This is a genomic window from Nesterenkonia maliinae, assembly GCF_051262655.1.
In the GTDB taxonomy this organism is placed as follows: domain Bacteria; phylum Actinomycetota; class Actinomycetes; order Actinomycetales; family Micrococcaceae; genus Nesterenkonia.
In genome coordinates this window covers 31,093-54,298 of the sequence record NZ_JBIMEY010000008.1, presented here as the reverse complement: position 1 = coordinate 54,298, position 23,206 = coordinate 31,093, and the positions used below count along the sequence as shown (strand labels likewise).

Genomic DNA, 23,206 nt, shown 5'->3' with positions numbered 1-23,206 from the left:
AGCGTCACTGCTCCTCGACGACGCCGCAGGCCACGCGGCTGCCGGAGTCTCCATTGGTCAGGGTCTCCGCGTCGGGGCCGAAGTAGCGCTCGGGGACGTTGCCATGGTTGTCCGCCTGGGCGTGGACGATGACGGAGCTGCCTTCGCCGCTGAGCAGGTCGTCTGGGACCAGCCGATCGCTGATCAGGCTCAGCCAGCCGGTACGGTCCTGGTTGACCAGCAGATTGGGCAGGTCGCCGGCATGGTCAGGGTGGGTGACGGCGTCGGGCTCTGTGGGTGGGGCCGCTTCGGAGAGGTCATCGAGGTTGGTCTCGGCCGCCTCCTCCTGGGGAGCCTCCTCCCCCTCCACGATGCCCATGTCTTCCTCGGTGGTCCCGACGAGGTGCCCGCCGGAGGACTCGAAGTCGCCGAAGACCCCGGCCTCAGAGCTGGACTGGGGTTCGCACACTCCGCGCTCGTGTATGGTGATGCCGCGGAAGCCCGCCTCCAGGTCGTGGACCTCAGCCTCGATGAGCACCCCGTTCTCCACCTCGGTGAAGCTCACGGTGCCGATGCCGTTGGAGGCCATATCGGTGATCTCCGCAGTCGCGAAGGGATTCTCGGAGCTGCTCGGTCCGGCCTGCGGATCCTGCTCGCCGTCCTCGTCGCCTTCGGTGTCTGAGTCGTCCCCAGTGTCTGAGTCGTCTGCGGTGTCCGCGCCGTCTGCCGTGTCCGCGCCGTCTCCCGTGTCCGAGTCGACCTGCGCCGCGTCGTCGTCGGTGCCGGCGGCGCCGTCCTGATCCCCGTCGCCGCAGCCCGCCAGCGAGAGCGCGGCGAGCAGCGCGATCCCGGTCAGCGGGAGGCCGCGGAACCTGCGCCCGGAGGTTCTGAGAGGTGGAGTGCTCATGAGCGCACAGCCTACCGGCCGCCCTGTCTGGTCACGACTTTCCGCTCGGATCGTGGAACTCCTCGCACCCGTGTCGTCCAGCTCCGCAGCCGCGGGGATTCGGGCCGTCGCACTCAGGCGTGGGTGTGGGTCTCTCCGGCGGCGATGCTGGGCGGCTCGAGCTGAAAGGTGGAGTGCTCCACTGCCACGTCGAAGTGCTCGGCCACGCAGGTCTTGAGCCGGCTGAGGGTCTCCGGGACGCAGCCTTCGCGGAAGCAGGCGTCGTCGAGCACCACGTGGGCCGAGATCACGGGCAGTCCGGTGGCGACGGTGGAGGCGTGCAGATCGTGGACGTCTTGGACATGGTCCTGGGTCAACATGTGTTCCCGGACCTTCTCCAGGTCCAGCCCGCGCGGGGCGAACTCCAGGAGCACCCGGGCGGTCTCGCGGAGCAGCAGCAGCGCGCGCGGGATGATCAGTGCCGCGATGGCCAGCGCGGCGACGGCGTCGGCCTGCTGCCAGCCGGTGGTCCAGATGACGACGGCGGCGATCATCACCGACAGTGACCCCAGCGCGTCGGCGCTGACCTCGAGGAACGCGGCTCGCATGTTCAGACTGGCCTTCCGGCCCGAGGCGAGGACCAGCAGCGAGATGACGTTGCCGGCCAGGCCGGCCGCGCCGAAGAGCAGCAGCTCCAGGTGCATGATGACCGGCGGGGCGCCGAGTCGGCTGATGCCTTCGACCGCGGCATAGATGCCCACGCCCAGCAGCAGCGTCGCCTGGAGCAGGCCGGCCAGGATCTCCACCCGGCGGAACCCCCAGGTGCGCTGGGCCGTGGCCGCGCGGTACATCAGGCCCGCAGCCACCAGCGCGACGCCCAGCCCGATGCTGTCGGTGAGTGAATGCACCGCATCGGTGAGCAGCGCGAGTGACCCGGTGACCCAGGCACCGACCGCCTGGGCCAGGACGATTCCCACGGTGATGGCGCAGGCGATGGCCAGCCGACGGCGGTGGGAGCGCGCCTGTGCGGGAGTCCCGGCGGGGTTCTCGGCGCCGGCGTGGGCGCCATGATCGTGGTGGTGCATCGTAGGACCATTCTCCCCAGTGCAGCTGGGATCTCCTAAGCTGCGAGCCGGACGCAGAAGCGTTCTCAGCAAGAGGGTGCGTTAGAGTCACCACATGGTTGCTCAAAGAAACTATGTCATCAGCAATGCCCATATCCTCCCCATCAGCGGCGAGCCGTTCGACGGCTCCCTGGTGATCACCGAGGGCAAGATCGCGGCCCTCGGGGCGGACATGGATCACCCCGCCGGGCACGAGGTCATCGATGCTGGCCGAGGCTGGGTGCTGCCCGGACTGATCGATGCCCACGTGCACCTGGGTGTCCACGAGGAGGGTGAGGGTTGGGCCGGGGCCGATGTCAACGAGACCACCGATCCGGTGACCGCGGCGGTGCGCGCGCTGGACGCGATCAACCCGGCGGAGATCGGCTTCGCCGACGCCCGGGCCGCCGGCATCACCACGGTCAACGTGAATCCCGGGTCGGCGAATCCCATCGGCGGACTCGCCGTGGCGCTGAAGACCCAGGGCCGGATCGTCGACGAGATGGTGCTGCGCTCCCCCTCGGGCCTGAAGTCGGCCCTGGGTGAGAACCCCAAGCGGGTCTATGGGGAGCGCAAGCAGACTCCGAACACCCGGCTGGGAGTGGCGATGACCATCCGCAAGGCCTTCACCGAGGCCAAGAACTGGCAGGCCAAGGATCCTGCAGACCGACCGGGCGATCTGGTCTCCGAGGCGCTGGCAATGGTGCTCGACCGCAAGATCCCGTGGAGGCAGCACTGCCACCGCGCCGATGACATCGCCACCGCGCTGCGCCTGGCCGACGAGTTCGGCTACGAGCTGGTCCTGGACCATGGCACCGAGGCCCATAAGCTCGCCGACGTCATCGCCGAACGCGGCGTCCCGGTGCTCTACGGGCCGATGAACGTCTCGCGCTCCAAGGTGGAGGTCCGCGACCGCAGCCCCAAGGCCCCTGGCATCCTTTCCCGCGCCGGAGTGAAGGTCTCGATCATCACCGATCACCCGGTGGTGCCCATCGAGTTCCTGATCCACCAGGCGGCCCTCGCGGTGCGCGAAGGCATGGACCCGGTGGAGGCGCTTCGCGCGATCACGATCAATCCGGCCGAGGTGCTCGGGGTGGCGGATCGCGTGGGGACCCTGGAGCCCGGCAAAGACGCCGATCTGGCGATCTGGTCCGGTGATCCCTTGGACACCAGGAACCGGGTCCAGCGCACCTGGATCGACGGGGAGCTGGTCTTCTCCCACGAGCCGGCCGACGCCGCAGCCTGATCCCGCCCGCATCTGCGCCGGGCGCGGAATCGGCGAGTCACCAGGCCCCGGTCCCCTCAACCCGAGGGGGCCGGGGCCTGGTGGCTGACCCGTGAGGATGTTTGACTGGGCGCATGACTGAGCCCCTCTCCTCGCCCGATTCCGACCAGCCCCTTGCTCCCTCGGGCTGCACGACCGGAACCCACGCGCAGATCACCGGTCGGGTGCAGGGGGTGGCGTATCGCGCGGCGGCGAAGGCCGAGGCCGACGACCTTGGACTCATCGGCTGGGTGAGGAACACCTCCGACGGCGCGGTGGAGCTGCTCGTCGGTGGGGACGGGCCCGCAGTGGATGCGCTGCTGCGCTGGGCCGGAAAGGGCCCCGAAGCCGCGGACGTGGCCGACGTCGAGCAGCGCGAAGCCACCGAACAGGATCTGGCCTCACTGCCCCAGGCGGGCTTCGAGATCCGCCGCTGATACTGGTCTGACGCGATACGACACCAGACATGTGGTCGGGAGGATCCGGTGGTCCAGGGTTCAGCTCAGGACGGCCCCCTGGATGCCGCAGAGCTGGGAGCCTTCAAGGTCAAGGGGTAACTGAGCATCGAGCACCTCATCAGCGCCGTCGGAGCCACCCCGGATGGCGACCACGAGAAGTCGCTGGTGATGCCGGGGGGGGGGGGGGCGGGCGTCCCCGACACCGACACCCTGACGGAGTTCGCCGACCGCTTCGGCATCGACGTGCTCGAGGGACCGGCCGTCAGCTGACCCGGCCGAAGCACACCTGAAAATCACGAAGCACGGCCCTGGTCATCGGACCGGGGCCGTGCTTCGTGCCGCTACCCTGCGGCGGGGACGGTGAGCCCCAGCTCGGCGGGCGGCACGGGCTCATCTCCGAGCAGGTGCTCGGCGAGGAAGCCAGAGACCACCTGGTACCAGATCTTCGCGTGCGCCGGGCTGAGCACCCAGTGGTTCTCGTCGGGGAAGTAGAGGAACCGGTGGGCGGTCTGCCCGTCCTCGTCTGCGGGCAGCCCGGACTTCGCGAGCAGCTCGTACCAGAGCCGCAGGCCCTCCCCGATCGGCACCCGGTAGTCCTTGTCCCCGTGGATGACCAGCATCGGCGTCACGATCTTCTCCACATGCAGGTGCGGCGAGTGCTCGGCCGCCATCTTCGCGTCGAGCTCGTTGCGCCAGTAGGAGGCCATGTCCGTGGTGGGGCCGAACTGGTCCAGCGCCCACAGCGATGCGTGGGTGACGATCGCGGAGAACCTGTCGGTCTGCCCGGCGATCCAGTTCGCCATGTACCCGCCGAAGGAGCCGCCCATCGCCGCGGTGCGGGTGGCGTCGATGTCCTCCCGCGCCTCGGTGACATCGGTGATCGCCATCAGGTCGGTGAAGGGGTGTCCGCCCCAGGAGTTCCAGCCGCGCTGGACGAAGTCCTGCCCATACCCGGTGGACAGCGCCGGATCCGGCAGCAGCACCGCATAGCCCTGCGCCACCATCAGCCACGGGTTCCAGCGCCAGGTCCAGGCGTTCCAGGAGTTCAACGGTCCACCGTGGATCCACAGCAACAGCGGTGCCGGCTGACCCGCGGAGGCTTTTGTGGGAAGCGCGAGCCAGGCGCGCACCGGCGCCCCGTCGGTCCCGGTCGCGGTGACCTCGGTCAGGCTGCCGGGCAGTTCCGGACGCACCTGCGGATTCTGCAGCCGGGTGGTCTCCCCGGTGGTCAGGTCGATGGAGACGACTTCTTCCGGGTGAGCGTAGCTCGAGCGCACCCCGTAGGCGGTGCCGCCGTCCGGGTGCACGACGACGGCGGAGTAGGTCGCGTCCTCGGTGGTCACCTGCTGCACCGCTCCGGTCGAGGCATCCACGCGGAAGACCGGACCACGTCCGTCCTGATCGGCCAGCGCAAGCAGGCCGGAGCCGTCGGGCAGCCAGGCCGCGGGGCTCAGCCACAGGTCAGCCTGCTCAGCGAGCCGGGTCAGCGCGCCGGTATGCAGCTCCAGCAGATGCAGCTGGGGCTGCGGGGCCCGCTGTGGAGTCGGCTGGGCGGAACGCACGACGGCGGCGGTCCGACCATCGGGGCTGATCACGCCCGCGCTGAAGGTAAAGCCGGGTTCGTCGGCAATGATCCGGTGTTCACCGGTCGCGACGTCGACGACTGCCAGGGCGGTGCGTTGACCGGCCCGCGCCTCGGGCACGGTGACGCCGATCAGCGCAACGCTGCCATCAGGGCTGAGCTGGACCTCATCGCCGAACCGCGCGCCGAGCCCCTCAGTGAGGTGACGCAGGATCGTCTGCTCAGAATCTCCCGAGACGGGCGCGCCGTCGTCGTCGGATGCCGATGACTCGGACTCAGACTCTGGCGACGCAGACTCCGCGCCCTCCGCGGCGGGCGCGTGCTCCAGGGCGAAAAGGCTCGGTCGTGCCGGGCCCAGATCGCGGTCCCAGAAGCGCACCGGGTACCCGGTGTGCAGGATCGCTTTGACGGAGGCCTCGTCGCGCTGGGTGTGCAGCTGCTTGTGCTCATCCTCGGTGCGGGCACCCGGGAGCAGCGGTGCACTGAGCAGGACCACCTCGGCCTGCTGGGCGCAGTGGGGCTGGCTCACGCCTCCAGGTCGGCGATGGATCAGCACTGATTCGCCGCCCTCGGCGGGAAGCTTGTAGAGCGCGGAGCCCTTCTTCTCGGCGCTCTCCCCCGAGCGGGCCGAGGTGAAATAGAGATCGCCTGAGGCGGAGAAGGCCGGAGCTGACTCGCCGTTGGCGCTGCGGGTGAGGCGCCGAGCGGAGCGGCTGCCGCTGGGGTCGACCTCCCAGAGCGCCCCGCTGTAGCCGTCCCCGGCCGCATTGACCGTGGAGACCGTGGTGACCAGCCGTGACCCGTCGGGACTGAGCGTCAGGCCGCTGAGGCGGGGATGGGCGACGTAATGGTCCAGATCAGAGAAGATGCGCGAACTGTACTGTGTCATGACCTTGTTCTACCAGCCTCCATCACTGCATGGTTGCATTGTGCAACTACCGGCGTGGTGGACAGCGATACCCTGGTCGGGTGACCTCTGAGATGACGACCGGGCCCGTGACCGGCGACGACGGCCTGCCCCGCACGCCCTGGGCGCTGGGCAGCGAGATGATGCGCCGCTACTACGACACCGAATGGGGCATGCCGATCCGCGACGAGCGCGGGCTCTTCGAGCGGCTCAGCCTCGAGGGCTTCCAGGCCGGGCTCTCATGGTCCACGATCCTGACCAAGCGGGAGAATTTTCGGGCGGCCTTCGCAGGATTCGATCCTGAGCTGGTCGCGGACTTCACCGCGGCCGATATCCAGAGGCTGCTCGAGGACGCCGGGATCATCCGTCATCGCGGCAAGATCAGCGCAACCATCGGCAACGCGCGGGCGACTCTGGCGCTGCGGGACCGAGGCGGCCTCTCGGCGCTGATCTGGTCGTTCAAGCCCGAGCAGACTCCTGCGCCGAAGACGATGGAACAGGTGCCCACCAGATCGGCAGAGTCCGAGGCGCTCGCGAAGCGGCTGAAGGCCGAGGGCTTCCGGTTCGTCGGGCCCACGACGGCCTTCGCGCTGATGGAGGCCATCGGGATGGTGGACACGCACCTTCTCGGCTCCCACCGCCGGGGGACGTCCGGGGTGTCCTTCACCAACCAGCCCGGCTGAGCCGAGCTCCGTTGGTGACCCACGCTTCTGGTGACCCGGGCCCGCGGACTCAGTGCGGGCGCTGGAGCTCGATGACGCGGTCCATATCGTCGTCCGGGGCGAGCCGGTTCCGGTCCACCTGCCCGCACCGCGTGCAGCGGTGCAGCAGCAGGAAGCCCTTCTTGCCGGTGTGGTCCACGCCCACCGGTTCCATCGCGGCCCCGCAGTCGGCGGCGCGATCTCCGGGGGTGATGTCGACGTGCCGAGAGTACAGGCAGCGTGGGCAGTGGTTCCGATAGCTGCCACCGAGCTGCCTGGGGATCGGCTGCCCGCAGTGGATGCAGTCGAAGCCGGTGTTCTCGGCCTCCCTGCTCATGCCGTGGGCGCGCTCGGTCCGGCGTCGGTCGCCGGAGCCTCGGAGGGGCGCGCGTGCTGAGCCATCGCGGTGGAGTACATGCACACCGTGGCGGCGGTGGCCACGTTCAAGGACTCGGCGGCCCCGAAGAGCGGGATCGCCACGCGCTGATCGGCGAGCTCACGCTCGGCGTGGGTCAGTCCGTGCGCCTCATGGCCGAACAGCCAGAGCGTGGGAGCCGCGGACGTGGCCAGCTCGGCGAGCTGGGTCTCGCCCCGTCCATCGGCGGCGAGCACCTGGAAGCCCTTGGCGCGGGCCGCCTCGGTCAGATCTGCGGGGTCGATGCCGGTGAAGATCGGCACGTGGAAATGTGAGCCGGCGGCGGACCGGACGACTTTGGGGCTCCACGGGTCGACGGTTCCGGCGGAGAGCACCACGGCACCGGCGCCCGCCGCATCTGCGGTGCGGATGATCGTGCCGGCGTTGCCGGGGTCCTGCAGCCGCAGCATCGCCGCGACCTGCCCGGTGCCTGCCGCGACCTTCTCGAGCTGTGCATCCAGCGCTTCGCGCGCGGTGCTGACCGACGGGATCCGGCAGACGGCGAGCATGCCCTGGGAGGTCTCGGCGTCGCCCATGGCGCGCAGCGCCTCCGGGGTGGCTTCGCGCAGGAATGGCCGCGCGTTCGAGGGCAGCTGGGTCTCAGGGTTGAAGAGCACCCCGCGCATCCGGTCCAGCAGCGCGAGCACATCGGGGTGACGCTCCAGCGCGGCGGGGTCGAAGAAGAGCGCGTCCAGCCCGGGGAAGGGCTGCGGGCCCAGCTCCTGCTCCCACTGGCGCAGCCAGATGGTGAGTGCTTCGCGGACCGGCTGGGGCCCCTCGGCCAGGAAGAGTCCCTGCTTCTGCCGCGCGGACCGGCCGGCCAGAGCCGCCACGCGACGGACGCGGTCAGACTTCGGGTTGTCGACGAGCTCGGGGTCGATCTGCTGGGACATGATTCTCTCTTCTCCTGCTGTGGGAACTGCTCATACTTCCGGAGGTGGTGCCGGGGGTGGTCAGGCCGTGAGGTGCCGCGGTCGCGACGTGGTGCTGGCATGCAGAAGGCGCCGCCCCCGGTGAGGAGACGGCGCCTTCGGCCACACGGATCGAGTCAGACTCGAGCGGCGTTGACGTCCTGCGGGAGCGCCTTGCGGGCGGTCTCGACCAGGACGCCGAATGAGTTGGCGTCGTAGACGGCCAGCTCGGCCAGCATGCGACGATCAACCTCGACGCCAGCGGCCTTCAGGCCCTGGATGAAGCGGTTGTAGGTCATGCCGTGCGAGCGGGAGGCAGCGTTGATGCGCTGGATCCACAGGCGACGGAAATCGCCCTTGCGCTTCTTGCGGTGCTGGTAGTTATAGACGTACGAGTGCAGCAGCTGCTCTTTTGCCTTGCGGTAAAGGCGTGAGCGCTGTCCGCGGTAGCCGGAGGCCCTGTCTAGGACCTTGCGGCGCTTCTTGTGGCCATTGACGGCCCTCTTCACACGTGCCACGTGATATCTCCTTGAGTCTTAAAGTCTTCGGTGATGAAAGTGCTGAGGCTCAGATGCCCAGCATCCGCTTGATGCGCTTCTCGTCAGCCTTGGTGACGAGCTGGTCACTGGCCAGGCGGCGCTTCAGGCGTGAAGACTTGTGCTCCAGGTAGTGGCGACGGTTGGCCTGCTGGCGCTTGAGCTTGCCAGAGCCGGTCAGCTTGAACCGCTTCTTGGCCCCGCTGTGGGTCTTCATCTTCGGCATGGTGCCGTTCTCCTTATGTCGTTCGGACCTGCAACGCCTGTGCTCTCCAGCGGCGAGCCGAAGCCCATCCAGCTGACGCGGCGGCGCAGAGGTGGGTCGTCTGAGCGTGGCCGAGGCTGCTTGCACAGCGACACGGGTCCACGCTTCGGACCCCTTTTGGGTGGTGGTGACAGCGCCTTGCGGAGCTGACACACAAACCAGCGCACCAGTCTACGTCATGAGAATGGTGCGCGGGTTCACCGGGAGGAAAGAAGGCCTCTAGAGGTTCTTCAGCTCATCCGGCAGATAATCGGCCATGGAGTTCGAGAGCGGCGTCGCGTCCTTCTTCTCCGTGGGCAGGCGCTCCGCGTTCTTCCGCGAGCGGCGCTCGTTCTTCACCTTGGGAGCCTCGGCCGCGGCATCAGCCTCGGCCGGCTCCTCCTTCTTGGCCTGGTTCTTCGCCGCCGCCTTGGCCTCAGCCTTGGTCTTGAGCGGGCCGACGACCATCACCATGTGGCGGCCGTCCTGGCGCGGGGAGGATTCCACGGCGCCGAGATCGGCGACGTCCTGAGAGAAGCGCTGCAGGAGGCGAACACCCATCTCGGGTCGCTGCTGCTCGCGACCGCGGAACTGGATCATGGCCTTGACCTTGTCACCGGCTTCCAGGAAGCGGCGGGCATGCCCGACCTTGGTGTTGTAGTCGTGGTCATCGATCTTGAGTCGGAAGCGGACCTCCTTGAGCACCGTGGTGCTCTGGTTCTTCCGCGACTCACGAGCCTTGACCGCTGCTTCGTACTTGTACTTGCCGAAATCCATCAGCTTGCAGACGGGAGGTTTGGCCTGGGGCGCGACCTCAACCAGATCCAGATCGGACTCCGTGGCGAGACGCAGAGCGTCTTCGATCCGCACGACGCCCACCTGCTCCCCCTGGGGGCCGACAAGGCGGACTTCTGGTACGCGGATGCGTTCGTTGATGCGTGGTTCGCTGATCTGTCTAGCTCCTGTTGTGAGGAATTCGGTGAATGGGGAGTCATCGGTCAGTCCGCGCTCTGTGCGCAACTGGGCGGATATCGCCGTGTTGAGCGCGTTTAGCGCGGCCGATGAGACTGTGACAAGCTTACCAGCATGCAGAGTGAGCAGAATAACCACGCCGAAAATTCCGATGTCGCCCAGGCCGTCAACCAGCGCTCCCGCGACATCTCCGAGGTCCCCGCGGTGGAGCTGATCAACACCGTGGCGGTGCACCTGATGAGTGCCGCCGCCGTGAAGACCGGTCTCGCCGATGACCCCAAGGCGGAGGAGCTCAAGGACCTCGACGAGGCCCGCAAGCTCATCACTGCACTTGCCGGTCTGATCACCGCAGCCGCGCCCGAGGTCGGCTCGACCCACGCTGCGCCGCTGCGTGACGGGCTGCGTTCGCTGCAGCTCGCCTTCCGCGAAGAGTCCACCGTCCCGGACGCTCCCGGCAAGGGTCCCGGCGAGAAGTGGACCGGCCCGGTCAACTGATCTCCTCCATGAGGCTCTGAGGCCTTTATGAGAACCAGATGAGAGCAGGATGAGAGAACTCGGAAGAGACTCTCATCCTGCTCTCATCACTGCTTCACCTGCGATGACCAATATGGTCTTCCATGAGCATCACCGCAGTCCTCTACTCGCACGACTCGGTCGGCCTGGGCCACGCCCGCCGCAACCGAGCTCTGGCCCACGCTCTCGCCGCAGACCTGCCGAGACTCACAGGCCAGCCGGTGCGCGGCCTGCTGATCGCCGGGCACCCCGATGCCACGGCCGACTCGTTGCCCGCGGGCTGGGACTGGCTGGTCCTCCCCGGATTCACCCGCACCGCTGAGGGCTACGCCTCCCGCAGCCTCGACGTGAGCAACGAGCGGCTCTCCTCGCTTCGCCGCTCCACCGCCGCTGCAGCTATCAAGGCGATGTCGCCAGATCTCTTCATCGCCGACCGTCACCCCTTCGGCGTCGATGGGGAGCTGCTGGACTCCCTCGAGTGGCTGCGCTCCCAGGGCACTCGTTGCGTGCTCGGCATGCGCGAGGTGCTGGACTCCCCCGCTGCAGCACAGGCCGAGTGGGAGAAGATCGGCGGGGCCTCGGCGGCAGCCCGGTTCTACCACGCGGTCTGGGTGTACGGGGACCCATCGGTCTACAACCCGATCAGCAGCGGCGAAATCCCTCAGCCGCTGGCTACCCGGACCCGGTTCACCGGCTACCTCAGCCGCGGACGCCCCACCGACGAGCTCTCCGACTCCAGCGTCCGCGCGCCGCAGCCCTATGTGCTCTCGATGGTCGGTGGAGGGTCCGACGGCGGCCGGCTGGCACTCGCCGCCGCGCAGGCTCGGGTGCCGGCCGGGCACCGGCACATCATCCTCACCGGACCCCAGATGCCCTCGACGGACCATGACAGCGTGGAGCTGGCCGTGGCGGCCTCTCCCGACGCAGCCCAGATCCAGGTCACCCGGCTGGCCCCGCATGTCCCCCAGCTGGTGCGTGAGGCGGCCGCCGTCGTCTCGATGGCGGGGTACAACTCCACCGCCGAGATCATGGCCACCCGCACCCCGGCGCTGCTGGTCCCACGCGCCGCCCGCCGGGCCGAGCAGCCACGTCGAGCGCACGCACTGGCCGCCGTGGGCGCCGTCGACACCCTGGCGCTGGAGGACCTCAACGCGGAGGCGCTGAGCCGGTGGCTCGCCGAAGCGGTGGTCCGGCGCTGTGATCGTGGCGCTGTGGACCTGGACGGTCTCACCAGGATCGGCGCACTGGCCGCCGCTGAGCTCGCCCTGGGTCCACCCTCGCGGAGACACTCGACTGCCCGGCCGGGTCTCGGGATGCTCCGTCCCCAACCGCGGCCTGCGACAGCTGCCGTGCCATCAGCCGCACCCTCTGGCCCGGCCCGCCCGGCACATGCAGCGGCTCCCACCACCACCCCCCTGTCTGCCCCAGCTGCCGAAGCGAGGTTCGATTTCCATGCCCGTTGAAAACACCGATGAGGGTCGTCTCGAGACCGTTCCCGGCCCGACAGGAGCTGTCGCCCGATCCGCGCGCGTCCCGGTGATCGGCTACGTGCTGAAGATGTATCCGCGCTTCTCGGAGACCTTCGTGGTCTCCGAGATCCTGGCCCGTGAGGCCGCCGGGGAGCAGATCGTGATCTTCTCACTGCGCCCGACCACGGATGCCCGCTTCCATCCGGAGCTGGCCCGGGTGAAGGCTCCGGTGATCCACGTCCCGCGCCACTCCTCCCCCACGCGCCTCTGGACGGAGCTGGGCCTCGCCGCCGAGTTCCCGACGCTGCTCGCGGGGATGCAGCGCTGCCTCCCGGATCTTCTCGAGGCTGCACACGACGACGCCGCACAGGCCATCACACTTGCCCGCGCCGCACGGGACGCCGGGGTCACGCATCTGCATGCGCACTTCGCCTCGATCGCGACCACCGTGGCGCGGCTGGCCGGGCGAATCAGCGGCCTGCCGTATTCGTTCACGGCGCATGCGAAGGACATCTTCCACGAAGACGTCGATGAGAACGAGCTCGAAGCGAAGCTCGCGGACGCCCATCACGTGGTCACGATCTCCGGCTACAACCTCGAGGATCTGCGCACTCGTTTCCCCGCCGCGACCACCCGGCTGCACCTGGTGCGCAACGGCCTGGAACTCTCCCGCTTCCCGTTCGCCCCGCGGCTCGACGGCGCACCGGCGTCCATCGGCGCACCCCCGGCCGCGGGCTCGCAGGGTCCCGCACGGCTGCTGGGCGTCGGACGCCTGGTGGAAAAGAAGGGATTCCACTTGCTCATCGCGGCAGTGGCCCGGCTGCGGGAGTCCGGCCTGGACGTGCAGGCCGACATCGCCGGGGACGGACCGCTCAGGGATCAGCTGCAGCGCCAGATCGACGACGCCGGCCTCAGCTCCCGTGTGCGACTGCTGGGACCCTGTACCCAGCAGGAGGTCGGCGAGCTGTTGGGCTCACACGATGTCTTCGTGGCCCCGTTCGTCGTTGGCGCCGACGGCAACGCCGATGGCCTGCCCACCGTGCTGCTCGAGGCCATGGCGCGCGGCATCCGCTGTGTGGCCGCCGAGGTGACCGCGGTGGGTGAGGTGGTGCGCACGGGTCAGACCGGATGGCTGGTGCCCTCCGGGGACGTCGAGGCTCTCACCGCCGCGGTGACCGAGGCAGTCTCCGACGACCCGGATCACCTGCACATGCTCGACGCGGCACGCACCATGATCGAGCGGAGCTTCGACTCCGCAGGCCAGGCCGGACGACTGCATGCCCTGGTCGCAGACCCCGAGTCCCCGGCCTCGCAGGACCTCCTCCCGGCAGGACAGGCCCGCTCTGTCGCACCCCCGCACGAGCCGGCCCCGATCCAGCCCGTCGCAGCCCAGAACCAGCCCACCGCAGTGCAGGAGTCAGTATGAGAATCGGATATCTGCTCCCCGATCCCGGCATCGGGATCTTCGGGTCCAAGGGGGCAAGCGTGCATGCCCAGGAGATGATCCGCGCCTTCCGCGCCCTGGGGCACGAGGTGACGGTGTTCTGCACCAAACGCGGGGACAGGCATGGTGACCCCAGCACCGTCTCGGTGCCTGCGGACCTCACTGACCTGCCGGTGTTCGTGCTCCCGGTCTCCGGAGTCAAGGGCGCCGCCGCGCGGGAGGCCGCCGTCGTCGGCGTCGCCGTCAGGATGGCCGAGCTGGCCGTGGAGGGCGATTTCGATCTGCTCTACGAGCGGTATTCGCTGTTCTCCACCGCCGGCGCGGACGCCCGGCGACGCGGCGGTGCCCCGCTGGTGCTCGAGGTCAATGCCCCGCTGCTGAGCGAACAGAAGGTGCACCGCAGCCTCCATGACGAGTCCGCCGCGGAGCGCGCCACCCGCGAGAGCTTTGCCCAGGCCGACCTGCTCTCCTGTGTGTCTGCGCCGGTGGCCGGATGGGCGCGACAGGTGCTCGCCGACGATGCCGGCACCGATGACCGGACCCCACGGGTGCGGGTGACCCCCAACGGTGTGGATCCCGCGCGGTTCACCTCTCCGCGTCCGGACCGGCAGCACCCGAGTGGCGCTGCGCCGTCGCAGCCCGCAGTGACCATCGGCTTCCTCGGCACCCTGAAGCCCTGGCACGGCACGGATCTGCTGCTACGGGCCTTCGCCCTGATCCTCGGGGAGGAGCCAGAACCGAGGCTGCGGATCATCGGCGGGGGGCCTGAGCGTCTGCGGCTGGAGTCCCTGTCCGCCGAGCTGGGCATCGGCGAGCGCGTGGAGTTCACCGGCCCGGTGTCACCGGCGCAGGTGCCGCAGCTGCTGGCAGACCTCGACATCGCAACCGCCCCCTACCCGGCTCCCAGCAATGAGGCCGAACACTACTTCTCTCCACTGAAGGTCTATGAATACCTCGCCGCAGGGCTCCCCGTGATCGCGTCGGCGCTCGGCGAGCTGCCGCAGCTGCTCGACGGCAGAGGTGAGGCGGTCGGCACACCCGAGGACGGCGATCCAGCCGCGGCCATGTCTGCCGGAATCACAGTGCCGCCCGGTGACCCCGAGGCTCTGGCGGAAGCGATGAGGGACCTGATCGGTGATTCCTCGCGGCGGGCGGAGATGGGCGCCGCCGGGCGCAGGCTCGTCGAGCGCGAGCACAGCTGGGTCATGCGCGCGCAGAGCGTGCTTGCGCAGGTCCCGACCCAGAAGGTGGCACAGCGATGAGTCGACGAGCCGAGGCCAAGTCCTCACGCACGCTGCACCGACAAGGGCTTCGACGCACCCTGCGCATGGTGCTGCCCCACCTGGGTGAGCACAAGCTGCTGATCATCCTTGGGCTGGTGGCCCTGTTGGGCGACGTCGCGTTCCGCGTGCTCGAGCCCTGGCCGGTGAAATTCGCAGTCGACGCGGTCACCGAGGCGCTCGGCGCCCAGATCAACGAGACCATCGACTCCAGCCACAACGTCGAGGGCATGCTCGTCTTCTGGGCCTTCGCGCTGGCGCTGATCGTCGGAGGACGCGCCTTCTGCAGCTATGCCTCCACCATCGCCTTCGCAAAGACCGGGGTGAAGGTGGCCACCAGGCTGCGGACCAGGGTCTTCGACCACATCCAGGCGCTCTCGCTGCGCTATCACTCCACCGCCTCGATCGGAGACACCTCTCAGCGCCTGGTCGGGGATATGGGTCGGCTCCAGGAGGTCGCCGTCACCGCCGGCCTCCCGATGGTCGGCAACCTGTTGACGCTGATCACGCTGCTGATCGTGGTGTTGATCCTCAACCCGCTGCTCGCGATCATCGTGCTGCTCACCGGGGCCGGGTATCTGCTGTTCAGTCGGGTCCTGAGCCCCAAGATCACCTCCGCCTCCCGCTCCACCCGCAAGGGCGAAGGTCGACTTGTCGGAGATGCCGCTGAGGCGCTCGGTGCGATCCGGGTTGTGCAGTCCTATGGCCTGGAGGAGACCGTAGCCACGGGATTCGCCGCAGGAAACGCCAAGGCGCTCACGGCCGGGATCAAGGCCCGCAGGCTCGCCGCCCAGCTGGAGCGCTCCACCGATCTGCTGGTGGGGATCTCCACCGCCGTCGTCCTGGGCCTCGGCGGGTGGCAGGTCCTCCAGGGATCCATGACCCCGGGAGACATGGTGCTTTTCTTGATGTACCTGAAGATCGCGATGAAGCCGCTGCGCGATATGGCAAAGTACACCGGCCGGATCGCGCGCGCCACCGCCTCCGGGGAACGCATCGCCGACCTGCTGGATGAAGAGATCGAGATCCAGGACCCGGCTCGACCCTTCCCCCTGGGACGCGCCACCGGCGAACTGACCTTCTGGAATCTCAGTGCCAGGGACCACCGCGGCACTCCGCTGTTCGAGAAGCTGAATCTGACCATCCCCGCCGGGCAGCGTGTGGGACTGTTGGGTCCCTCCGGCGCTGGCAAGTCCACCTTGGCCGGGTATCTGCTGCGACTCGCGGACCCGGACTCGGGTTCGGTGCTGGTGGACGGGTACTCAGCACGCAACGTCACCCGGGCAGACCTGCGGAACAACATCGCGGTCCTGCTCCAGGAGTCGGTGCTGTTCAGCACCTCGGTCCGGGAGAACATCCGGTATGGCCGGCAGGACGCCTCCGACATCGAGGTCGAGGAGGCGGCCCGGCGGGCCGGTGCACACGACTTCATCATGTCGCTGCCCGAGGGTTACGAGACCGAGCTGGGCAACCGCGGCGACACGCTATCGGGCGGTCAGCGCCAACGTGTGGCGATCGCCCGCGCCCTGGTCCGCGATGCTCCCATCGTCCTGCTGGATGAGCCGACCACGGGCCTGGATCCCGCCTCCCGCGGAGTCGTGGAGACCTCGATCCGCGAACTGACCCGCGGTCGCACCACTGTGGCGATCACCCACGACCTCAGCATGATCCAGGGCCTGGATCGGGTCCTGTGGCTCGAGGACGGACGCATCCATGAGGATGGCACTCCCACCCAGTTGCTCGCTGATCCTGGCTCGCAGCTGGCCCAGTGGGCGGCGAGCCAGCGTGGGGCCGCGGATTCCGGGGCTGGAAAACCCCCTGCCGCAGAGACAGAACCCGTGGCGGCAGACCGGATCGAGAAGGTGAGTCGATGAGCCAGCCGCACCCAGAATGGACCGACGCCGACGAATTGGCGGCCCAGTCCGTGGAGCTGCCCGGGGCGCGCACCCTGCTGGACTCCTCGGAGCTCTCCACCCTGCTGGGTCAACAGGTCGGGATCTCTCGGGTACGGATCAAACCCGGGCATTCGGTGGTGGCCGCGTTCACCACCGCCGACGGCGAACACGGTTGGGCGATGCTGACCCGAGATGAGGACAAGCTCACCAAGGCTCGACACCGCGCTGCGGACAGCGCCGTCGAGGGTGAGATCCCCTTCCTCCAGCACGCTGAAGACCAGCTCTTCCTCTTCAGCGGAAGCATCTGGGCGGATCCGGTTCTGGCCAAGGATCTCCGCGAGGCTCGCCTGGCGATCGACCGGAGAGCCGGAACGGACCAGTCCTGGGAGATCCTGCGGCACAATCCGCGCCGGCGAGTGGTGGCTGCAGTGCCCCCCATGGCGGGGGGCCACGGTGCGAAGATCGTCCGTATCGCCTCCCGGAGCACCACCCGCATCAGTCTGGAGACGGCACAGCGGTGGCGGGACCTGGGGCTGCCACTCGTGCGCAGCCGTCCGCTCGGGGACCGCGGCACTGCCGTGGGTGCGCCGCTCTGGGGGTGGGCAGATCTGAGCAGCCACCCGCACGGCCCCGCGGCAGCGACCGCCGGAGCAGCACTGGGCACGCTGCACCAGATCACCCTGGGCGCAGACCGGAATCCTCTCCCGGTCCGAGCAGGATCAGGCGCCGCGGCGATCGCGTTGGTCGCGCCGTGGCTCGGGCACCGTGCACGTCGCCTCGCCCAGCGGATCGACGAACGGTTCTCGCCACTGGGCCCCGGTGTCACCGCGGAGGTCCACGGGGACCTGTCCCCCGACCAGGTGGTCCTCGCGACACCGGGCAGCCACAAGATCCGGCTCATCGATTTCGATCGGGCGGGCACCGGCGACCCGATGCGTGATCTGGGCAGCTGGGCTGCCGCCTGTCGACGGCTGAAGCTGGATTCTCTGATCGACGACTTTCAGACCGGCTACATGAGCCGAAGCACCGCGGACCTGGCGCGGGCGTCGATCTGGGAGGCCTATGCCCAGCTGAGCACCGCTCCGGACGCCTTCCGGCTCCGCAAACCAGGCTGGCCCGAACTCATGCAGCGAACCCTGACCCTCGGTGAGGAGGCACTCGACCGATGACGACCCTGCATCTGCCACCAGAGGCCCTTGCTCACTCGGGCCGCACGCTTCGGGTCACCCGCGCATGGCCGGTGCCCGATGAATCCCGGCTGGCGATCGAGTGTGAGGACGCCGGTCAGCGGCGCGCGGGATTCTGGTACCAGGACGGGGCCCAGCTGCAGCCCGCCGGCACAGACCCCCGACTTCCAGCCCTGGAGCGTCTCGCCGGGTCAGGCACTGTGGTCTCGCACCGGCCCGGAAAGCGCGCCGTGGTCCGTCGTGGAGCTGAGTTCATCAAGGTGGTGCGCCGTGGCCGGGCCTCGGGGATTCTCGAGGGGGTCAGTCGAGCTGCAGCATTCGCGAACTCCTTCCGCACCCCGGAGGTGCTGGCACGGGACGATTCCTCGGTGACCTTCGCTGAACTTCACGGCGTGAGCCTGCACGACCCCGCACTGCTGTCTTCGCCCCACTGGGACCTCGCCTGGACCGAGGTGCTCAACGCCTGGACCCAGGCGGCACTCACCGCGGACTCCGGCTCCGATGGTTCAGATCAGCAGTGCCGAGCACTCGAAGCTGACCCATCGATGCCACGACACACTGCCGAAGCGGAGGCGCAGGTGCTGCGCCGCTGGGCGCGCCTGATCGCGCCCTATCTCGACCCGACCGAACCGCTCGGGACCCTGGTGGACGAGGTGGGGGCCCTCCTGCGGCAGCTGCCCGACGCGCCCCTGCGGCCCGCCCATCGGGACCTCCACGACAAACAGCTGCTGTGGAACCCACAGTCAGGCCCCGGCCTGCTCGACGTTGACACCGCCTGCCTCGCGGATCCCGCGCTGGATCTGGGCAATCTGCGGGCGCATGGCAGACTCCGTCGGCTGCAGGGACTATGGGGGTCACAGGAGGCCCGCACCGTGATCCACACGGTGGATGCGGCCGCTGATCGGCTTGGCGTGCCGGCCCGGACTCTCGCGGTCTACGAACGAGCAGCAGTGCTGCGGCTGGGCTGTGTCTACGCGGTGCGACCGGGATATCGCCACGTGGCGGCGCTGCTGCGAGCGCAGGCCGCCAGCTCCGAAGAAGGATGAGAATCTTCTCATCCTGGTCTCACCGGGGGCTCACCCGCAGGGCCGAGGATGGAGTCAGGATCTAGAATCGGGGATCCTGGAATCAGTGATCCCAGACCCAGTGATCCTAGACTCACTGATCACAGCACAGAAGCGGAAGGACGCGGAGACATGTCCAGGCAGTCAGGATGGATCATCACGGGTGCGCTGAGCATCGTCGCGCTGGGCGGCACGGTGGCCGTCGCGGAACTGGCGGGTCCTGACCAGGTTCAAGACCTGGGTCCGGCCATGGAAGTGGCCTCACCCAGCGAGACCCCACCCACCAGCACACCGTCTCCCTCACCTTCTCCGAGCGCCACGAAAGCCTCGAGCGACGACAGTGCCAGTCCAAGCCCAAGCGCGAGTGCCAGCGCGACCCCCACGGCATCACCGTCCCAGGCCGCCGCCCCGCCGGCACCAAGCGCTCCATCTCCCGAGGAGTACATCCCACCGGCACCAAGCGCTCCATCTCCCGAGGAGTACATCCCGCCGGCGACCCCAGCTCCCACCACGGTCGCCCCGGCACCGCCGCAGCAGTACCAGCAGGCATCTCTGGCGTCCCCGGAGTCCTGGTCGACTCCCGTCTCGGCCCAGAGCTGGTCCGCCCCGTCCGCGGCGAGCTGAGCCACAGCGCGCCGAGCCCTAGGATCTGGGCGAGACCCCGCCGACCGGGTTCACACTCCGCGGGTCGTGCTCGAGCCGGGGATCAGAGCTCGAGCCGGTACCCGACGCCGCGCACGGTGCGGATCGCCTCGGCACCGATCTTTGCCCGGAGATACCTGACGTAGACGTCGACCAGGTTCGACCCCGGGTCAAAGCTGTAGCCCCAGACGCGCTCCAGGAGCTGCTCCCGGGAGAGCACCTGGCCGGGGTGCCGCATGAACGTCTCGATCAGGGCGAACTCCCGCGAGGAAAGATCGTGCTGCCTCTGCCCCACCTCGACCCGGCGCGCATGCAGGTCCAAGGTGAGACCGCCGGCGCTCAGCGTCGTCGGCTCCTCCGCTGACCCACCGCGCAGTCGCAGCCGGATCCGGGCGAGCAGCTCGTCGATGCTGAACGGTTTCGACATGTAGTCATCGGCACCGGATTCGAGTCCCGCGACCGTGTCGGCCGGGGTGCTGCGCGCGGTCAGGATGATCACCGGCGCGCCGAAGCCCTGGCCGCGCAGGCGTCCCAGCAGGCTCAGCCCATCCTCATCGGGGAGCCCGAGATCCAGGACTGCAAGGTCCACCGTGTTGTTCATCGCGTACTCGAAGCCCTCCGACGCCGTGGCGCCGCGCAGCACGGCATAGCCGGCCGCGCGCAGGCCCTTCTCCACGAAGGACGCGATCCGGTCTTCGTCCTCGATGAGCAGAATCCGGGTCATCCGTGGCTCCTTGTGTCGATCGGGTGGGGCAGCGGCGCGGTGGCGTCGTCGTCGGGGGCATGGTCGGGACTCTGGTCCGGAGGCTCGAGGGCGACGGCGGTGTGGTCGAGCGGGATGACCACCGTGAAGCGCGCCCCGACGCCCGGCGCCGATTCCAGGTCCACCCGCCCGCCGTGGGCCTGCGCGATCGCTGCCACGATCGGGAGCCCTAGCCCGGAGCCGGGCTTGGAGGTATCGGTGCGTCCGAAGCGCAGGAAGATCCGTTCCTGGTCCGCCGCGGCGATCCCCTGGCCCTGATCGCGGACGAAGATGCGCACCTCCTCGGCGGTGAGCTCCGACCCCAGGGCAATGACCGAGCCTGGGGCGGAGAACTTCACCGCGTTCGCCGCCAGCTGCAGCCAGGCCTGGGTGAGCCGCTCCCGATCCACCCGGGCCGTGCCCTCGGCGCGGGATTCTACGATCCAGCGATGTCGACCCAGGGCTAGCGCCTTGTCATAGACCTCATCGGTGAGGGTGCCGATGTCGGTGGGGCCGCACTGGACGAAGTCCGGACGTCCGGCCTGGGCCAGCGTGGTGAGGTCGTCGATCACGCGGTTCATCCGGGTGAGCTCGTCAAGGGTCAGCGCGCGGGTGGAGGTGACGTCGTCACGGTCGCCCACGTCGAGCACCTCGAGATGTCCGCGCACGATGGTCAGCGGGGTGCGCAGCTCGTGGCTGACGTCGTGGATGAGCTGATCCTGCGCCTGGAACGAGTCCTCGAGCCGGTCGAGCATCTCGTTGACAGCTTTGGTCATCTCGGCCAGGTCGTCCTTGCCGGTCACCGGGATCCGCTCGGAGAGGTCCTCACGACCGATATGCCGGGCCGAGGAGGCGAGCACCGCAACCGGGTGCAGCAGACGCCCTGCAACCACCCCGCCGACGGTGGCCACCACGCCGAGAGACAGCAGCGCCACGGCGATGTAGATCAGGAACCCCTCGGAGAAGACCCGTTTCTCGGCCGTGATGTCATAGGCCATCACCAGCGCACCGACCTGAGGATCCCCCGGTGTCGCGGCGGCGTCATCAGCCTGGGAGTCCTCAGCTGCGGCGTCCGGGGCATCCTCCCCGACGCTGCCCTGCACCGGCACGATGGCCGCCCGGTAGCTGGTGACCTCCGTGTCGATGGTCACGACCGTGGCCCGCTCGCCGAGCGCATGGGGCTCCAGGGCGCGCAGCAGCTGCTGATCCTCTTCCAGCTGCACCGGGGTGACCGGAGAGGTGTAGGCCACCTGCCCGTCGACCAATCCGACGATCCCTTCATTGCGCGTCGGGATGATCCGCTCCATGGCGGTGCGCACCAGCTCGGCCGGCGAGCTGAACGGCTCACCGGTTCCAGGATCCACGCCGACCTCATGCAGGACCCGGAACTGTTCCGCGTCGGCCGCGAGCTCGGCGTCGATCCGTCCCTCGACCTGAGCCTGCTGGATGGCGAAGGCTGTGTAGCCCGCGACCGCGAGCGCCAGCGCGGCGAGCCCGACGACGGCGATCAGGATCCGCGCACGCACGTTCAGTCCACGAGGTCGCCAGCCGCGGGGCGACCGCCGCCGAGAGGCCGTGGCATCGACGGCGGGGCGCGCCGCTGCGTCGTCGGGCTGACGTGAATGGTTCATGAGCTTCAGTTTCTCACTGAGAACCTGCCCAGGAGGCGCTCCTGCGATGAGAGTTCTTTCATCTGTATGCGAGAGGATGACGGCATGGATGTGGATCAGACGCGTGGGGATCTGCTCAGCGCACTGCGCGGACCCGAGGCCGGGTCCCTGCTGCGGCAGTCCCTGGACGCCTCCGGTGTGTCGCTGCGCCACTGGGAGCTCGAGCAGATCTACGCCCGGCCAGGCGCCGAGATTTCGGCACGGTACCGCGTACAGTGCGTCGCACCCGGGGCGCCGGCCCTGGCGACCGGGTCAACTGAACTCGAGGAGCTGACTGAGCTGACCATGGTGGCCAGCACCGTCGGGCTGACGCCGCAGCAGCGCGAGAGCATGGGTGCGGTCCGAGCGGACTCCTCGCTAGGCACGGTGCACCTGTGGGTATATCCGGTGGACCCGGAGCTGCCGGGACTGCTCGTGGTGGAGCGCGCCGCCGACTCCCCGGCACGACCAGCGCTTCCGGGCACCACCGAGCTGGAGTCGCGGCTGAGCCGACTTCTCGGGCAGCCGTGCCGGGTGAAGAGCCTGCAGATGCTGGTGCTGCGACCGCTCCGGCGGGCCGTCTACCGGGCGACGCTCTCCTCAGCCCTCGGGCAGCGGGTCCTCTATCTGAAGGTGGTCCGACCCGCCAGGGCAGCGCAGCTGTTGCAGCGCCACCGCTGTTCCCCGCTGATCCCGGCCACCGCCGACGCCGGGGACGGCATCCTGGTGCTGGACCAGGCTCCTGGCCTGGCACTGACCCACCACCTCCACCGCGCCACCGCCCCGGCCGACGTCGGACCCCTCGACCCGTCGGTGCTGCCGGCGGCGCTGCAGACCCTGGGCCCTGAGGCACAGCGGATGCCGCCGCGGGTGCCCCCGGCCCAGCGACTCGACGGTCTCGCCGAGTCCGCGATCGCAGCCGGGGCTGACCCGCTGCGGGTGCAGCGACTCCGCGATCGCATCAGTCTGGGCCTGCATGAGGCACCGGGCCCGCTGGTGCCCACACATGGGGACTTCCACCCGGCAAACCTGTTCCTGGACCCGACGGCGCAGCAGCCGACGGGCCTGATCGACGCGGACACGGTGGGACCGGGATTCCGGGTCGATGACCTCGCCACGATGCTCGGGCACCTGCTGGCGCTGCCGAGCTTCGACGCCGCGGGATACGCCGCGGTCCCCGAGTTCACGCGACGCTTCCACACCCACTGCCTCGAGGAGGCCGAGCCGAGGGATCTCGGCGCGCGCACCGCGGCGGTGCTGCTGTCCCTGCTGCCGGGGGCACAGAGCGCCGACCAGCGCGAGCATCACCTCCGCTGCGCCGAGACGCTGGCGCAGCGGCTCAGTCCAGCTGATCTGGACTGAC

At 69.0% G+C, this 23,206-nt stretch carries 22 protein-coding genes; 11 read left to right on the top strand and 11 right to left on the bottom strand.

Annotated features, from left to right (window positions below; genetic code table 11):
* Window positions 1–4: 4 nt before the first annotated feature.
* Both ACHAA4_RS13095 and ACHAA4_RS13090 read right to left on the bottom strand, forming a co-directional pair.
* Window positions 5–886 (bottom strand): superoxide dismutase family protein, encoded by an 882-nt coding sequence (locus tag ACHAA4_RS13095; protein WP_435774622.1) that lies wholly within the window; start codon window positions 884–886, stop codon window positions 5–7.
* A gap of 113 nt (window positions 887–999) precedes the next feature.
* A complete protein-coding gene (locus ACHAA4_RS13090; protein WP_435774621.1) occupies window positions 1,000–1,950 on the bottom strand; it encodes a cation diffusion facilitator family transporter in 951 nt (316 codons plus the stop codon).
* A 94-nt stretch (window positions 1,951–2,044) separates the two neighbouring features.
* Here ACHAA4_RS13090 and ACHAA4_RS13085 point away from each other — a divergent pair, with 94 nt between their 5' ends.
* The gene (locus tag ACHAA4_RS13085) at window positions 2,045–3,214 is read left to right on the top strand and encodes an amidohydrolase (protein WP_435774620.1); all 1,170 of its coding nucleotides are present in this window, start codon (window positions 2,045–2,047) and stop codon (window positions 3,212–3,214) included.
* 113 nt (window positions 3,215–3,327) lie between these two features.
* Window positions 3,328–3,669, top strand: a complete 342-nt coding sequence (locus tag ACHAA4_RS13080; protein WP_435774619.1) for an acylphosphatase — start codon at window positions 3,328–3,330, stop codon at window positions 3,667–3,669.
* A 362-nt stretch (window positions 3,670–4,031) separates the two neighbouring features.
* Here the strand turns inward: ACHAA4_RS13080 and ACHAA4_RS13075 are convergent, their stop codons facing one another.
* Window positions 4,032–6,161: a S9 family peptidase gene (locus ACHAA4_RS13075; protein WP_435774618.1), complete on the bottom strand. Its 2,130-nt coding sequence runs from the start codon at window positions 6,159–6,161 to the stop codon at window positions 4,032–4,034.
* Window positions 6,162–6,253: 92 nt separating this feature from the next.
* Here ACHAA4_RS13075 and ACHAA4_RS13070 point away from each other — a divergent pair, with 92 nt between their 5' ends.
* Window positions 6,254–6,862 carry a DNA-3-methyladenine glycosylase I gene (locus ACHAA4_RS13070; RefSeq protein WP_435774693.1) on the top strand — a complete coding sequence of 203 codons (609 nt, stop codon included), beginning with the start codon at window positions 6,254–6,256 and terminating at the stop codon, window positions 6,860–6,862.
* A 49-nt stretch (window positions 6,863–6,911) separates the two neighbouring features.
* Here ACHAA4_RS13070 and ACHAA4_RS13065 read toward each other — a convergent pair whose 3' ends face one another.
* The 5 genes from ACHAA4_RS13065 to infC all read right to left on the bottom strand — a co-directional run bounded on the left by ACHAA4_RS13065 (window position 6,912) and on the right by infC (window position 10,006).
* Window positions 6,912–7,217: an RNHCP domain-containing protein gene (locus tag ACHAA4_RS13065; RefSeq protein WP_435774617.1), complete on the bottom strand. Its 306-nt coding sequence runs from the start codon at window positions 7,215–7,217 to the stop codon at window positions 6,912–6,914.
* The gene (locus ACHAA4_RS13060) at window positions 7,214–8,188 is read right to left on the bottom strand and encodes a TrmH family RNA methyltransferase (RefSeq protein WP_435774616.1); all 975 of its coding nucleotides are present in this window, start codon (window positions 8,186–8,188) and stop codon (window positions 7,214–7,216) included. The genes ACHAA4_RS13065 and ACHAA4_RS13060 overlap by 4 nt, the downstream gene beginning before the upstream one ends.
* Window positions 8,189–8,343: 155 nt before the next feature.
* Window positions 8,344–8,724, bottom strand: a complete 381-nt coding sequence (gene rplT / locus ACHAA4_RS13055) for a 50S ribosomal protein L20 (RefSeq protein ID WP_036474094.1) — start codon at window positions 8,722–8,724, stop codon at window positions 8,344–8,346.
* A 49-nt stretch (window positions 8,725–8,773) separates the two neighbouring features.
* A complete protein-coding gene (rpmI, locus tag ACHAA4_RS13050; RefSeq protein WP_106123427.1) occupies window positions 8,774–8,968 on the bottom strand; it encodes a 50S ribosomal protein L35 in 195 nt (64 codons plus the stop codon).
* Window positions 8,969–9,226: 258 nt separating this feature from the next.
* Window positions 9,227–10,006: a translation initiation factor IF-3 gene (infC, locus tag ACHAA4_RS13045; protein ID WP_435774615.1), complete on the bottom strand. Its 780-nt coding sequence runs from the start codon at window positions 10,004–10,006 to the stop codon at window positions 9,227–9,229.
* A 66-nt stretch (window positions 10,007–10,072) separates the two neighbouring features.
* Here infC and ACHAA4_RS13040 point away from each other — a divergent pair, with 66 nt between their 5' ends.
* The 7 genes from ACHAA4_RS13040 to ACHAA4_RS13010 all read left to right on the top strand — a co-directional run bounded on the left by ACHAA4_RS13040 (window position 10,073) and on the right by ACHAA4_RS13010 (window position 18,792).
* Window positions 10,073–10,453, top strand: a complete 381-nt coding sequence (locus tag ACHAA4_RS13040) for a DUF1844 domain-containing protein (protein WP_435774614.1) — start codon at window positions 10,073–10,075, stop codon at window positions 10,451–10,453.
* Between the two features lie 122 nt (window positions 10,454–10,575).
* Window positions 10,576–11,934: a glycosyltransferase family protein gene (locus ACHAA4_RS13035; RefSeq protein ID WP_435774613.1), complete on the top strand. Its 1,359-nt coding sequence runs from the start codon at window positions 10,576–10,578 to the stop codon at window positions 11,932–11,934.
* Window positions 11,924–13,366: a glycosyltransferase gene (locus ACHAA4_RS13030; RefSeq protein ID WP_435774612.1), complete on the top strand. Its 1,443-nt coding sequence runs from the start codon at window positions 11,924–11,926 to the stop codon at window positions 13,364–13,366. Before ACHAA4_RS13035 ends, ACHAA4_RS13030 begins: the two co-directional genes overlap by 11 nt.
* Window positions 13,363–14,646, top strand: coding sequence for a glycosyltransferase family 4 protein (locus ACHAA4_RS13025; protein ID WP_435774611.1), 1,284 nt, complete (start codon window positions 13,363–13,365; stop codon window positions 14,644–14,646). Before ACHAA4_RS13030 ends, ACHAA4_RS13025 begins: the two co-directional genes overlap by 4 nt.
* Window positions 14,643–16,538 carry an ABC transporter ATP-binding protein gene (locus ACHAA4_RS13020; protein ID WP_435774610.1) on the top strand — a complete coding sequence of 632 codons (1,896 nt, stop codon included), beginning with the start codon at window positions 14,643–14,645 and terminating at the stop codon, window positions 16,536–16,538. Before ACHAA4_RS13025 ends, ACHAA4_RS13020 begins: the two co-directional genes overlap by 4 nt.
* Window positions 16,535–17,728, top strand: a complete 1,194-nt coding sequence (locus tag ACHAA4_RS13015) for a phosphotransferase family protein (RefSeq protein WP_435774609.1) — start codon at window positions 16,535–16,537, stop codon at window positions 17,726–17,728. Before ACHAA4_RS13020 ends, ACHAA4_RS13015 begins: the two co-directional genes overlap by 4 nt.
* A complete protein-coding gene (locus ACHAA4_RS13010; protein ID WP_435774608.1) occupies window positions 17,725–18,792 on the top strand; it encodes a phosphotransferase family protein in 1,068 nt (355 codons plus the stop codon). Before ACHAA4_RS13015 ends, ACHAA4_RS13010 begins: the two co-directional genes overlap by 4 nt.
* Before the next feature lie 248 nt (window positions 18,793–19,040).
* Here the strand turns inward: ACHAA4_RS13010 and ACHAA4_RS13005 are convergent, their stop codons facing one another.
* The 3 genes from ACHAA4_RS13005 to ACHAA4_RS12995 form a co-directional block, all read right to left on the bottom strand.
* Window positions 19,041–19,439: a hypothetical protein gene (locus tag ACHAA4_RS13005; protein WP_435774607.1), complete on the bottom strand. Its 399-nt coding sequence runs from the start codon at window positions 19,437–19,439 to the stop codon at window positions 19,041–19,043.
* A 77-nt stretch (window positions 19,440–19,516) separates the two neighbouring features.
* On the bottom strand, window positions 19,517–20,176 hold the full coding sequence (locus ACHAA4_RS13000) for a response regulator transcription factor (RefSeq protein ID WP_435774606.1): 660 nt from the start codon (window positions 20,174–20,176) through the stop codon (window positions 19,517–19,519).
* On the bottom strand, window positions 20,173–21,825 hold the full coding sequence (locus ACHAA4_RS12995) for a sensor histidine kinase (RefSeq protein ID WP_435774605.1): 1,653 nt from the start codon (window positions 21,823–21,825) through the stop codon (window positions 20,173–20,175). Before ACHAA4_RS12995 ends, ACHAA4_RS13000 begins: the two co-directional genes overlap by 4 nt.
* Window positions 21,826–21,909: 84 nt before the next feature.
* Here ACHAA4_RS12995 and ACHAA4_RS12990 point away from each other — a divergent pair, with 84 nt between their 5' ends.
* Entirely contained in the window at window positions 21,910–23,205 is a 1,296-nt protein-coding gene (locus ACHAA4_RS12990) for a phosphotransferase (protein ID WP_435774604.1), read from the top strand.
* The last annotated feature ends 1 nt before the right edge of the window (window position 23,206 follow it).

Excerpts from the sequence above, each read along its gene's own strand:
- ACHAA4_RS13095 (WP_435774622.1), bottom strand. The coding sequence starts at position 886 with ATGAGCACTCCACCTCTCAGAACCTCCGGGCGCAGGTTCCGCGGCCTC.
- ACHAA4_RS13090 (WP_435774621.1), bottom strand. The coding sequence starts at position 1,950 with ATGCACCACCACGATCATGGCGCCCACGCCGGCGCCGAGAACCCCGCC.
- ACHAA4_RS13085 (WP_435774620.1), top strand. The coding sequence starts at position 2,045 with ATGGTTGCTCAAAGAAACTATGTCATCAGCAATGCCCATATCCTCCCC.
- ACHAA4_RS13080 (WP_435774619.1), top strand. The coding sequence starts at position 3,328 with ATGACTGAGCCCCTCTCCTCGCCCGATTCCGACCAGCCCCTTGCTCCC.
- ACHAA4_RS13075 (WP_435774618.1), bottom strand. The coding sequence starts at position 6,161 with ATGACACAGTACAGTTCGCGCATCTTCTCTGATCTGGACCATTACGTC.
- ACHAA4_RS13070 (WP_435774693.1), top strand. The coding sequence starts at position 6,254 with ATGACGACCGGGCCCGTGACCGGCGACGACGGCCTGCCCCGCACGCCC.
- ACHAA4_RS13065 (WP_435774617.1), bottom strand. The coding sequence starts at position 7,217 with ATGAGCAGGGAGGCCGAGAACACCGGCTTCGACTGCATCCACTGCGGG.
- ACHAA4_RS13060 (WP_435774616.1), bottom strand. The coding sequence starts at position 8,188 with ATGTCCCAGCAGATCGACCCCGAGCTCGTCGACAACCCGAAGTCTGAC.
- rpmI (WP_106123427.1), bottom strand. The coding sequence starts at position 8,968 with ATGCCGAAGATGAAGACCCACAGCGGGGCCAAGAAGCGGTTCAAGCTG.
- ACHAA4_RS13040 (WP_435774614.1), top strand. The coding sequence starts at position 10,073 with ATGCAGAGTGAGCAGAATAACCACGCCGAAAATTCCGATGTCGCCCAG.
- ACHAA4_RS13035 (WP_435774613.1), top strand. The coding sequence starts at position 10,576 with ATGAGCATCACCGCAGTCCTCTACTCGCACGACTCGGTCGGCCTGGGC.
- ACHAA4_RS13030 (WP_435774612.1), top strand. The coding sequence starts at position 11,924 with ATGCCCGTTGAAAACACCGATGAGGGTCGTCTCGAGACCGTTCCCGGC.
- ACHAA4_RS13025 (WP_435774611.1), top strand. The coding sequence starts at position 13,363 with ATGAGAATCGGATATCTGCTCCCCGATCCCGGCATCGGGATCTTCGGG.
- ACHAA4_RS13020 (WP_435774610.1), top strand. The coding sequence starts at position 14,643 with ATGAGTCGACGAGCCGAGGCCAAGTCCTCACGCACGCTGCACCGACAA.
- ACHAA4_RS13015 (WP_435774609.1), top strand. The coding sequence starts at position 16,535 with ATGAGCCAGCCGCACCCAGAATGGACCGACGCCGACGAATTGGCGGCC.
- ACHAA4_RS13010 (WP_435774608.1), top strand. The coding sequence starts at position 17,725 with ATGACGACCCTGCATCTGCCACCAGAGGCCCTTGCTCACTCGGGCCGC.
- ACHAA4_RS13000 (WP_435774606.1), bottom strand. The coding sequence starts at position 20,176 with ATGACCCGGATTCTGCTCATCGAGGACGAAGACCGGATCGCGTCCTTC.
- ACHAA4_RS12995 (WP_435774605.1), bottom strand. The coding sequence starts at position 21,825 with ATGAACCATTCACGTCAGCCCGACGACGCAGCGGCGCGCCCCGCCGTC.
- ACHAA4_RS12990 (WP_435774604.1), top strand. The coding sequence starts at position 21,910 with ATGGATGTGGATCAGACGCGTGGGGATCTGCTCAGCGCACTGCGCGGA.